11 protein-coding genes are annotated in these 11,384 nt (G+C 59.9%); 8 read left to right on the forward strand and 3 right to left on the reverse strand.

The features are described from left to right. Positions 1-318: 5'-nucleotidase (locus tag ACTHV6_RS09835; protein ID WP_441387296.1), on the reverse strand; the 318-nt coding region annotated here is incomplete at its 3' end. A gap of 498 nt (positions 319-816) precedes the next feature. On the opposite strand from ACTHV6_RS09835, the gene ACTHV6_RS09840 reads away from it, so the two are divergent. From ACTHV6_RS09840 to ACTHV6_RS09855, 4 genes are all read left to right on the forward strand, one after another. Beyond that, complete coding sequence (locus ACTHV6_RS09840) at positions 817-1,170, forward strand: type II toxin-antitoxin system RelE/ParE family toxin (RefSeq protein ID WP_441387298.1); 354 nt, start codon at positions 817-819, stop codon at positions 1,168-1,170. A gap of 1 nt (position 1,171) precedes the next feature. Next, positions 1,172-1,501, forward strand: coding sequence for a helix-turn-helix domain-containing protein (locus ACTHV6_RS09845; protein ID WP_441387299.1), 330 nt, complete (start codon positions 1,172-1,174; stop codon positions 1,499-1,501). Between the two features lie 5 nt (positions 1,502-1,506). Continuing rightward, complete coding sequence (locus ACTHV6_RS09850) at positions 1,507-1,623, forward strand: helix-turn-helix domain-containing transcriptional regulator (RefSeq protein ID WP_441387301.1); 117 nt, start codon at positions 1,507-1,509, stop codon at positions 1,621-1,623. A 282-nt stretch (positions 1,624-1,905) separates the two neighbouring features. After that, positions 1,906-2,337: an ArsR/SmtB family transcription factor gene (locus ACTHV6_RS09855; RefSeq protein ID WP_441387303.1), complete on the forward strand. Its 432-nt coding sequence runs from the start codon at positions 1,906-1,908 to the stop codon at positions 2,335-2,337. A 1-nt stretch (position 2,338) separates the two neighbouring features. On the opposite strand, the gene ACTHV6_RS09860 is transcribed toward ACTHV6_RS09855, so the two are convergent. Then, positions 2,339-3,700 (reverse strand): alpha/beta fold hydrolase, encoded by a 1,362-nt coding sequence (locus ACTHV6_RS09860; protein ID WP_441387305.1) that lies wholly within the window; start codon positions 3,698-3,700, stop codon positions 2,339-2,341. 172 nt (positions 3,701-3,872) lie between these two features. On the opposite strand from ACTHV6_RS09860, the gene ACTHV6_RS09865 reads away from it, so the two are divergent. After that, positions 3,873-4,691 carry an aldo/keto reductase gene (locus ACTHV6_RS09865; protein WP_441387307.1) on the forward strand — a complete coding sequence of 273 codons (819 nt, stop codon included), beginning with the start codon at positions 3,873-3,875 and terminating at the stop codon, positions 4,689-4,691. A 184-nt stretch (positions 4,692-4,875) separates the two neighbouring features. Beyond that, positions 4,876-5,709, forward strand: coding sequence for a bifunctional hydroxymethylpyrimidine kinase/phosphomethylpyrimidine kinase (thiD, locus tag ACTHV6_RS09870; RefSeq protein ID WP_441387314.1), 834 nt, complete (start codon positions 4,876-4,878; stop codon positions 5,707-5,709). Between the two features lie 182 nt (positions 5,710-5,891). Here thiD and dnaB read toward each other — a convergent pair whose 3' ends face one another. Next, on the reverse strand, positions 5,892-7,250 hold the full coding sequence (gene dnaB, locus ACTHV6_RS09875) for a replicative DNA helicase (RefSeq protein WP_441387309.1): 1,359 nt from the start codon (positions 7,248-7,250) through the stop codon (positions 5,892-5,894). 441 nt (positions 7,251-7,691) lie between these two features. Here dnaB and ACTHV6_RS09880 point away from each other — a divergent pair, with 441 nt between their 5' ends. Both ACTHV6_RS09880 and ACTHV6_RS09885 read left to right on the forward strand, forming a co-directional pair. Further along, positions 7,692-9,017, forward strand: coding sequence for an MATE family efflux transporter (locus ACTHV6_RS09880; protein WP_441387311.1), 1,326 nt, complete (start codon positions 7,692-7,694; stop codon positions 9,015-9,017). Between the two features lie 183 nt (positions 9,018-9,200). After that, positions 9,201-10,691, forward strand: a complete 1,491-nt coding sequence (locus tag ACTHV6_RS09885; protein ID WP_441387313.1) for an MFS transporter — start codon at positions 9,201-9,203, stop codon at positions 10,689-10,691. Positions 10,692-11,384 lie beyond the last annotated feature (693 nt).

An 11,384-nucleotide genomic window follows, 5' to 3' on the forward strand; every position in this document is an offset into this window, starting at 1 on the left:
GAAGATCGCACGAGTGATGGGAAGATTGTGAGCCTTGATCGACCTCATCACACGAAGACCAGTTTCCGGGTCGTTCCGCGAAAGAATAATGACTTCAACCAGCGGAGAGTCGGTACGGGCAAGATCATTGAGCGTGAGCAGACGGCGAACGAAAGGGAAAGCTACTCCCGGTTTGAGTTTGTCGTTCAGGTGCTCCTCTTGATAGGCGCGATACTCATCCTCGCCGCGTGCACGGAACACCGCGTCGGACTCGTGGAGATCGAACAGCGCGCTGGACGCGACGCCGACGACCAACTTGTCAGCGAGTTCGTAGGACATCGGCAACCTCTCTTGTTGATTGATCTTCGCTCGTAGTTTAGTCCAGAGTGTTCATGGTGCTCGAGTCTGGCTAGTGTGTAGTGGCACGGAGGTGACTAACCGTGTCAGGTTATGGCGTCTTAGCTGGGGACGCGCCAAATAAGTGGTGGCGCTCGGCGCCGGACCGATGGGTGGAGCCTTTCGGAGGAGTCCGCGCTGGGCTCTGGTATCGATCTTGACCCGCTTGGAATTTCGGGCCGCGTGTGCTGCCGACCCGACGATGAGCGCGCGGGTCGCGTTTCTGCGTCCCTGTGGGGAAGTCTGATGAGGTGTCGTCATGAGGCGACGAGTCCTTTCCAGATGCGGAACCCCCGCACCAATGACATCAGTGCGGCGTCGAGTTCGTTAGGTTGCGGAAGATCATGCGGTCGCGTCACCGCGGTGACGGTGAGACCTTGAGTGAGCACCAACCCGCAGTATTGACTTGAATCAATATCGTCCCTGATCTATACTCGTGGCATGTCTTGGGATGTGCGACTCTGGGAGGACGTTGAGTCGTGGGTTCTGGGGTTAGATGACGTGACCTACAATCTGGTCGCCGCCGCGATCTCTCGACTGGAGACAGAGGGCCCCATGCTCGGCAGGCCGACAGCGGACCGAATCAAGGGTTCCCGGCACCACAACATGAAGGAACTGCGGCCCGGATCGTCGGGTCGTAGCGAGATCAGGATTCTGTTCGCATTCGACCCGAAGCGCAGGGCCATCCTGCTCATCGCCGGAGACAAATCCGGTAGGTGGAAGCAGTGGTACGACCAGAACATCCCGGTAGCCGATGACAGGTTCGATGAGTGGCTAACGAGTGAGGAGGAGTGAGATGAGTACCAAGACGAAGACCACCTCGTGGAGTGATATACGTGCCAAGCGTCCCGTTGACGAGACGGCCGTTGCCGAGCACGTTACTCGCATGGAGGAAGAGGAACGCGCCTACAGGCTTCGTGAGATTCGCGAGGAACAAGGAGTGACGCAGAAGGAACTCGCCGAACGCATGGCACTGACCCAGCCGACCGTCTCCGCGCTGGAAGCGGGCGACCTTGACCGATCTGGCCTCGCCACCCTGAAGTCCTACGTTGAAGCCCTCGGCGGCACCGTCGAAGTCACGGCCACCTTCGGCGGGCGGACGCTCACGTTGTCGCCACGTCATTGATTAGCATGAGCCGTGAAGGTCTCTACAAGGCACTTTCGGCTGATAGCAACCCGACCTTCGCGACAATTGTTAAGGTCTCCGAAGCACTCGGACTCAAGCTACATTTCGGTCCAGCACACTAGAGACCCCACAGGAACCGCTTCCCTTCGCACCCCGACGTTTCCTCCGGCTGACGATCGTGCGTTGGGTCCAGTCGTCGTCGAAAAAGAACTGGCGACACCGGCGCGCTCTCAAGTGCCGACCGCACCAAATACGGACCTAGGTCCGGGGTCCATTCCCCCTCACTACGGAAACGCCCCAAAACATTGGGAAATCAATGAAAACTATTTTCTGCTGAACCGGAAAATTGCAGACGGAGCACCCTGTTGAGCGATACGCTATATCACAAGACACAAGGGGGTCCTGTGAACACGAACGCACCAACACCACAACCAGAGCCCGCCGCACCAGCCAATGATCCAAAGCTCGTGGAACTCAGTACCAGAGCATTCGAAGCTGGACAGGCTCTACACGATTACGTTGCTGGAGAACCAACAACGCTCAAGGCAAGGCCACCGCTGACCTTCGCCGGAATGTCCTTCCAACTTGCCGCAAATGATATTTCAGCCCTCGGGCACCCGATCCGCTTGCACATTTGTGAGCTGACGGCGGGAGAACCAGTATCCGTGAAGGAGCTGGTGGAAAAGCTCAACATGGGCACAACGGGGCAGGTATATCACCACCTACGCACACTGTTGGATTTCGAATGGGTACAGAACGCTGGCCGCTCCAGCTACCGGCTCAACCCAGATCGGGCAGAATCCTTGGCGATTATCCTGAGCGTAATCAAGAAGTAGCTCAACCCCGGACGGCCCCGATAAGCTGCTCGATCATTTTCGGGCCGCCCGTACGAAGGCCATCGTGATGGTATTCGTTGGAGATGAGCGGCTTGAGCCCGCGAATCTGCTTCGCGGTGGCGTAGGAGATCGAATACGGTACGAACACATCGTCAACATATATCCAGGCGGCGGTTGGCACCGTGTTCTCTGCCAGAGCTTCGGGAGAGTAGAGCTGCGGCCAGCGAGTTTCGAACGCCAGAATCTCCGCGGCCTCTGATAGTGGGGCGAGAGCTGGGTCCTGTTCGATCTGCCACGGGTACACGTGTTCGCCGGTGAAGCGGAACCCGTGGCCCTCCCTGCGAAGGTCCGTTTCTCCCGAAGCGCCCGCGCTGGGGGCCGGCAGCACGAACTCCGGGAACTGCCCGCGAACACGCTGAGCACTCCACCTCGTGGCGCCTGTGGATCGTTGAGCATAGATCGATTCGTGGATGAGCCCGTAGAGCGGATTGTCCGCGAAGGATAGAAGCTTACCCACTCTTGCGAGGAACTGGGGCCTCAACCTGCGCTGGCCGCCAACGCTCCACACCGGATCCTCCAACAGGAAATGCAGGTTTTCCAGTCCATAGGAGTGGCCTAGCGTGATCCCGATCTGGCGGAACCGGGCTGGGGTCAGGCGTTCGCCGGTTGAGAGGTGCTCCTCCACATCCGCCAAATGCGAGGCCACATACCACGCTGTCCCTTCATCTCCCGGGTATCTGGCAAAGAATTGCTCGTTCCGCTTGGCCACCTCGCGGTAGGTCAGTTCGTACACCGAATCCGGGTGCTCCGTGAGCGAAGGTAGGCCCGCCGTAATGTAGGCCTCACTCAGGCCCTCGGGGGCTTGGGACAGGTAGCACGTTACGGTGAACCCGCCGAAGCTCTGGCCCAACGCCGCCCACGGCTGATCGCCCTGCAACTCCCGGCGCAGAATCTCTGCGTCTCGCACGATCGAATCCTGCCGGAAGCACGAAAGATACATCGCCTGCGCCTCGGGAGCGCGTACGGCCGCGAGCGCCGCTGCATCCATCGGGTGCGAGTTGCCCGTGCCGCGTTCATCAATGAGTACTACCCGAAAGTTCTCAAGCGCCGTGTCTAGCCACGTACCGATGGGGGCCATGCGCGGGCCAGCAGATCCCGGCCCTCCCTGAAAGAACACCAGCCGGGGATCACCCGCGTGCCCATCGCGCACATATTCACGAGCGAACAGGTTGATCCGATCAGGAATCATCCGCGAGTCCTGATCGGGCGGTAGAAGTGTGCAGGCACCGAAGTAATCCAAGGGCACCGTGAGCCAATGCTCGTACATCGTGTGGCCTTCAATGTGATGCGTTGCAGTGTCCATGCCCTCAAGGCTACTCGGGCCTGCAACTATCCACGAAGGCGCCCCACTACGGTCCAGCCGTTCCGGCGATACGGAAGGTGCCGTCGCCGTCGTCGTCACCAAAACTCATCCCACACTTCGCGGCCAGCGAGGCGCCCTATACCTTGCGGCCCCCAGCAGGCACACTAGAGCCATGAGCACAATTACTTTGTCCAATGGAACAACAATTCCCAAGATCGGGCTGGGCCTCTGGCAGGTTCCGGCCGACGAGGTCCAAGCAAACGTCGAACAGGGCTTGGAAATCGGCTACCGCCACTTCGATGGCGCCGCAGCCTACGGAAACGAAGAAGGTTTCGGTGCAGCCATTCGCGCCACCGATGTACCTCGCGAGGACCTTTTCATCACGACAAAGCTTCAAAACAGCGATCAGGGTTACAACGAGGCCCTAGCAGGATTCGAAGCATCCATGGACCGGCTCGGGCTTGATTATGTTGACCTGTATCTGATCCACTGGCCACTGCCGAAGCGCGGCCTGTACATCGAAACTTGGAAGGCCTTCGAGGAGATCTACAATTCCGGGCGTGCCAAGGCGATCGGCATCTCCAACTTCATGCCCAGCGCCATCGAGGCAGTGCTGGACTCTGCCGCGATTGCCCCGATGGTCAACCAGTTCGAGGCTCATCCCAGCCTGCAGCAGCGAGGCTACGAGGCCGCGAGCCGAAAGGCTGGCATGGCGGTGGAAGCATATTCGCCCATCGGGCACGGGGCGGACATCGCCAACCCCGTGGTGGAGGAGATCGCCGCCGCGCACAACGCCAGCCCCGCACAGGTGGTCTTGGCATGGCACTTGGCTCAGGATCGCATCGTCATCCCGAAGTCCCGCCACCTCGAGCGGATGCAGGAGAACTTCGAGGCCACCAAGCTGGAGCTGGGCACCGAAGATCTCAGCCGCATTGACGCGCTCGAATCCGGAATTCGTCAGAACGCCGATCCGGAAACCAAGAATAGCTAGCGGGGCGCGAGGGGCCGCCGGCTACGGACTGTCCGGCGCCAGTCCCGCTCAGGCCCAGTACTAGTAACAAGGTTACTGGGCCAACCCCGCCTCACGTGGTGAGCAGCCCGTGCATTGTGGGGTTGTGCCGCCTAGCATCATAAGTGGTGGGCGGCTATCGCCCGTGGATCCAACAAGGAGAATGATGGTCAATTTCGCGTACACTGTTGCCGGTTCGGAAGCCACCGGCGGCGCCGGATTTCAGGTAGATCTCAAAACATTCCAGCAGCTCGGCGTTTACGGCATGGGCACGCTCACGTGCATCGTTTCCTTCGATCCGAACAATGACTGGGCCCACCGCTTCGTTCCCGTTGACCCTCAGGTGATCGAGGACCAGATGGAGGCCGCACTGACGGCTCAGGATGTGGATACGGTGAAGATCGGTATGCTCGGTCATCCTGACACCATCGCCGCCGTGTCCAAGGGCCTGAAAACGCAGGACTGGGCGAACGTGGTTCTTGATCCGGTGCTCATTTGTAAGGGGCAGGAACCCGGCGCTGCCCTCGATACTGACAACGCGCTGCGCGAGCAGATCCTGCCGCTGGCCACCGTTGCCACTCCGAATTATTTCGAGGCCTGCACTCTGTCCGGCATGGAGAAACTGGAGTCTGTTCAGGATCTAGCCGAGGCCGCCGAGCGCATCTCCAAGCTGGGCCCTAAGTACGTGCTAGTCAAGGGCGGAATCGATTTCCCCGGTGAAGAGGCAGTTGACGTGCTGTGGGACGGGGAATCCGCCACCGCGTACTCCACCCCCAAGATCGGCCAGCATCGCGTATCCGGCGCGGGGTGCACGCTGGCGGCGGCCATCACGGCCGAGCTGGCCAAGGGCGCACAGATCCACGATGCGGTTCGTGTTGCCAAGGATATGGTAACCGAAGGGATCCGCGCCCGCGTGAGTGCGCACACCCCGTTCGATACCGTATGGCAGGGTGCGTACGTGCCCGAGCAGCCGGCCGGTTCGGTGATTAGCGCTAAGTAGTTTTTGGGCGCCGACGGTTTGTCGACGACGACGGGGAGCGAACTTCGGTTCGCTCCCCGTTTTTGTTCGTCACAATGCTTCACCGCCAGCCCACGACCCACGCTTGACCGCCGACCCAGGCTTCACCGCCAGACCAAGGCCCACCCACCAAAGATCTAGACCAGATCAGCAGCTTTCTCAGCCTACTGCGCCACCTCAGCAAACTTGGCGAAATGCCCCTGGAAAGCAAGCTCAACGGATCCCGTAGGGCCAGAGCGCTGTTTGCCCACGATGATCTCAGCGAGGCCCACTCGCTCCGAATCTTGGTTGTACATATCATCGCGATGAATCAGCAGAACCACATCAGCGTCCTGCTCAAGTGATCCCGATTCACGAAGATCGGACACCATGGGCTTCTTATCGTTGCGTCGCTCAGGATCACGATTGAGCTGAGCCACCGCGATAATCGGGACCTCTAGCTCCTTGGCCAACAGTTTGATGGAGCGCGAAAACTCAGAGACTTCCTGCTGGCGCGATTCCACAGATTTGGCACCTGAGGTCAGCAGCTGGAGGTAATCGATCACGATAATCTTGATGTCATACTGCTGCTTCATACGGCGGGACTTGGCGCGGATCTCCCCCATCGTCAAGTTGGGGGAATCGTCCACAATAAAGGGACTTTGAGAAATCCGATCGAGGGTAACGGCGATGCGCTGCCAATCCTCGGTTTCCATCTCTCCTTTGAGCATTCGGTCAAGGAACACGCGTGATTCGGCGGCCAATAGGCGCATCGAGAGCTCGTTTCGGCTCATCTCCAGAGAGAAGTATGCTGCGGGCATCCCGTTGTGGATAGCTGCCGAGCGGCAGAAGTCCATCGCGAGTGTCGATTTGCCGGCACCCGGGCGAGCGGCCACGATCACCATCTGGCCTGGACGTAGGCCGTTCAGCTTGTTGTCTAGTTCGGTGAAGCCCGTGGGAACTCCCTGAAGGCCACCATCCTGATTCTCATTAGCCTCAAGTTCGTCATACAGGCCGGGAACGATCTCCTCCAAGGTTGCAAAATCGTTCTTTTCGCGCTGCTCACTGATGGAGTACACCTCAGACTGGGCCATATTGACCAACGACTCGGCGTCCGCCCCGTCAGTTGTGTAGCCCAGTTGGACGATGCGTGTGCCAGCTTCCACAAGCGAGCGTAGCTGCGCCTGTTCGCGCACGATCTGCGCGTAATAGCCGGCGTTGGCGGCAGTGGGGACCGTGGAAACCAACGTGTGGAGGTAGGGCAGGCCACCGATCCGATCCAACTCGCCCGTCCGCTTGAGCTCCGCACCAACGGTGACCGCGTCCGCGGGCTCGCCCCTGCCGAACAGGTCAATAATCACGCCATGGATGGTGGTGTGAGCCGGGCGGTAGTAATCCGTGGGAAGGATGATTTCGATGACGTCCGCGATCGCATCCTTGGAGAGCATCATCCCGCCAAGAACAGACATTTCCGCATCGATGTTTTGCGGTGGCGTCCGCTCGAACGATGATCCCGCCATGGCGCCTTCGCTCACTGATGACATGGAATGACTCCTACCTGTTGCCGCCGATCTCCCAGAATAGCCCATGGTTTCGTACGCGGATACCGGGGATCAACAACCTTCAGGAGGGTCGGGCTGGCCTCCGAAAGCCGGGCACGTGGCGGTGCGGATAGTACCAACGGAATATACAAACGCAAGCTGATCGAACAGCTGTTTTGTGGATACACGCCGTCAGTCCTGTGGCTAACCACAGCCGATGATGTGGACAGCGCTCGGGAATTCTCCACTTTCTTGCACCCAGTTGTGCACAGTTGGGGATAACTCTTGGGACACTGGCGTCATTCCGTCCCCAAACTTATCCACAGCTGGGGAAAACTTTTGCTTCCCTTGCGGTGGAAAAATTGCTCAAAGTAATAACCTGAGTCCTCAAGCTGTGATTGAAGTATCGAGCGCCCAAGGAGCCACAACCACTAGGCTGAGGTGGTGACAAATCACCACCAGATCGATCGTGATATTCGACGCCTTGCCCTTCCATCCCTCGGCTCACTTCTTGCCGAACCACTGCTCATCGCCGTTGATTCGATCATGGTGGGACGCCTCGGAACCGTTCCGCTGGCCGGCCTCTCACTAGCCTCCACAATCCTCACCACGCTTGTCGGGCTGTGTATCTTTCTGGCCTATGCCACCACCGGGGCAACTGCGCGACTGTTTGGAGCTGGCAAGGCCAAGCAGGCCTTCCGCCAGGGAATTGACGGCATGTGGCTAGCGGTTGGGCTAGGCATCATTCTCATGGTGCTACTGACGATCTTCGCCCGCCCGTTCCTTGGCTTGTTCGGGCCGGAAGGCGACGTGTTGGAAGAAGCGGTGCGATACCTGCGCTCCTCCGCATTTGGGCTACCCGGAATGCTGTTGGTGCTGGCCGCAACAGGCACACTGCGGGGCATGGGGGACACGAAAACTCCGCTTTATGCCGCAACGGCCGGTGCCATCGCGAACATCCCCCTCAACTTCGTTCTCATCTATCCCGCAGGCCTCGGAATCTTTGGCGCCGGGCTTGGCACAGCCATCGCACAGACTGGTATGGGCATCTGGCTGGCTTCCGTTGTGATCCGGTCGGGCCGCAAGGCCGGGGCTAGCTTCCTCCCCTCCGGTGCGGGAGTACTGCGGTCACTGCGCGATGCTGGCCCCCTCATTATCCGGACAGTCTCCCTGCGTGCAGCGATCCTTCTACAGATCACAGCAGCCACCGGTTTGGGGACCGAGGCACTTGCCTCCAACCAGATCACGATGACGGTATGGAACTTCGCTGCCTACGGGCTAGACGCTCTGGCCACATCCGCCCAAATCCTCGTAGGTCAGGGCCTCGGATCTGCGGACCGCGCACGCGTCAAAACCGTACTGGGACGGTGCCTGAACCGAGGGTTCGTGTACGGGGCGGGGCTGGGAGTTATCATCTTCGGGCTCAGCTGGTTCTTACCCACGCTAGTCAGTGAAGATCCGGCCGTCAGGACCCTCGCCACCCAGTCTCTGTGGATCGCAGCCCTTGCCATTCCCATCGCCTCTGTTGCGTACATGTTGGACGGCGTGCTGATCGGGGCGGGCGATACAAACAAGCTCGCACTCTACATGGTGATCTCGCTAGCTGCCTTCACGCCGGCTGCCTTGGCCGTCATGGCATGGGGTAGCGGCCGGGCCGGGCTGCTCGCGCTCTGGGGAGCCTACGCCGTACTGTTCATGGCCGCCCGCGGCGGCACCATGCTGCTGCGTGTTCGCGGCGACAAGTGGATGAAGCTCGGGGATCATAGGTAGGGCCTAGTACGCCGTCGTCGTCGTTCTATCACAACGCGTGGCGAATCCCACCGTGCCTCTCGCTTACGAACGCACTGGCAAACTCGATAACCTCATCTGGCGCTCACACGGCGGGGTAGGACGCTAGCCGGTGGGCTGCATCCGTTCGCGCAGCTCGCCGTGTCTAGAAAGGTAACACCACACGTGACTGCATCTGATGTCAGTACTATCGCGGACGATTCCGGCCAGTTTGAGGCCACAGAGAAAATCTCGCCGCGTCTAGCCGGCGCCATCTTCGCTACGGCAGTGCTCGCCTTCCTCGGGCTTCTTCTTGAAACCGTTGTGAACGTCCTGTTCCCGGCCCTCATGGACGAGTTTTCTATCGGAATGGGCGATGTTTCGTGGATGACGACCGGCTACCTGCTGGTTGTTTCTGTGATCATGCCGATTTCCGGCTACCTGCAGCGCCGCTTCATGGCGCGCACCCTCTTCGTTACCGCCGCCTGCGCCGTCACTATCGGAGCAATCGTTGCGGCTCTTGCTCCCGTCTATTCCGTGCTGCTGGCCGGGCGACTGCTTCAAGGCATTGGCACCGGAATCGCCACCCCACTCATGTTCACCACCATCCTCATGCAGGCCCCACGCGCCAAAGTTGGCCAACTCATGGGTGTTGGCGCCCTTGTCCTTGGCATCGCGCCGGCACTCGGGCCCACACTTGGAGGAGTGGTCGGTACTTTCGCCAGCTGGCGCGCAGTTTTCTGGCTGACGTTGCCGTTGCTGGCCGTGGCTCTGTGGGTGGGTGTGCGCTGCATCAGCCAGCCGATGCCCACCGTTCGCGAGCCCCTGAGCTTCCTCCAACTTGGCCTCATGGCCGTTGGACTCATTGGACTAGTGCTGGGCGTTGAGAGGATCGGATCCGTTGTCAGCTCCGATGCTCCGTGGGAAAGCTGGGGCGATTTCGCTGTTATCGCTTTGCTCGTGGTGGGGATCGCGGCGTTGCTGACGTTCGCCGTCATTTCGCATCGCTCCTCTACGCCCATCCTCCACCTCGAAGTGCTGGCTGATCGCACCTTTGCGTTCAGCCTTGGCGCCTTCGCCATGCTGCAGTTTGCCTGCTTGGGGCTCGGGTACATCCTGCCCAACTATGCGCAGCTGGCCTTGGGGATGTCGCCTATGGCCGCTGGACTTGTCGGCCTTCCCGGGGCTCTTATCGGCGCGGCATTTGCTCCTCTTGGTGGCATGGTTCTTGACCGTTTCGGGGCACGGCTCCCTATCCTTTCCGGCGCCACGGTAGCCTTCATTGGTGCAGGTGGACTCGCTATCTTCGGGACACTGGGGCAGCTGAGCGTTCTCGCCCTGTGTGGGTTCCACTTCATCTTCATGTTCGGATTCGGGTTGGCCTTCGCCAACACCCAGACCCACGGCATGTCCGGTATTTCTGGGCGGCTTACGGCCGACGCCACCGCCCTCATGAACACCTCGCAACAGTTCTGTGGCGCCATGGCGATGACCGTGTTGTCCACCATCATCGCCGCGGGGCAACTTGGCCTTGAGCCTGGCAGTGCAGCGTTCCGCGCCGGAACACACAGTGGATCTTCCACTGGATTTATAGTGGTTGCTGGGGTTGCGCTGGTGGCTCTTGCTTGTGAGTGGATGGCAATGAACCGGGCCAAGGTAGCTGCCGCGGCAGAGTAGCCTACCTGCAGCCACAGAGCAGCCCACGCAGAGCGACAGCGATTGAAAGGTGCCCGGAGAGACGGTGAGTCTCTTCGGGCATCTTTGCATGTCGCGGTGATGTGTGACGGCTGCTGTCACGAATGACCACCTGTACGTCATGAGCCGAACTAGGTTCATGGTCCGATGGAACCAGAGTTCCTCGGAGCTCGGAGCATTCTGGACACGGGTCCGGTAAACAACTCGTGGGACCCGAGCCGTGCCAGGGCGCCGCATCGTTCCTAGCACGCTCGTGACTCGGTCCCTCAGAAAACTTGTCACGTTGTGCCTCAGAAAATTCCAGACTGAGCCGATCGGTCCGGCTGTGCCACAGGGAATGTACAAGAGTGAGTGAATACGCTGCGAGATAGGCAAAACCACGAGCGATGCCGTACAACACCGCCATTCGCGGCATTCACTCACTCCCGCGGCATTCACTCACTCTCGCTGAACTGGCTCACCCTCCATATCTCTGGCGGCTCGTCAAACGCATCGCGGACAGTGCTGCTAGGACTGCTGCTAGTACTGGTGAGTGTCCGGCCATGTGTAGCGGGACCGTCAGGGTACTCGTCGTTCTAGGTGGTTCTGTTGACTGGTAGGTGGTTCTCGGGCTGGGTGGGATAGTCGCGTGCGCGGTGCCTGCGCCGTAATGGTCGCCACGTAACATGTGGTGTG

Source organism: Ancrocorticia sp. (genome assembly GCF_052089425.1).
GTDB lineage: Bacteria > Actinomycetota > Actinomycetes > Actinomycetales > Actinomycetaceae > Ancrocorticia.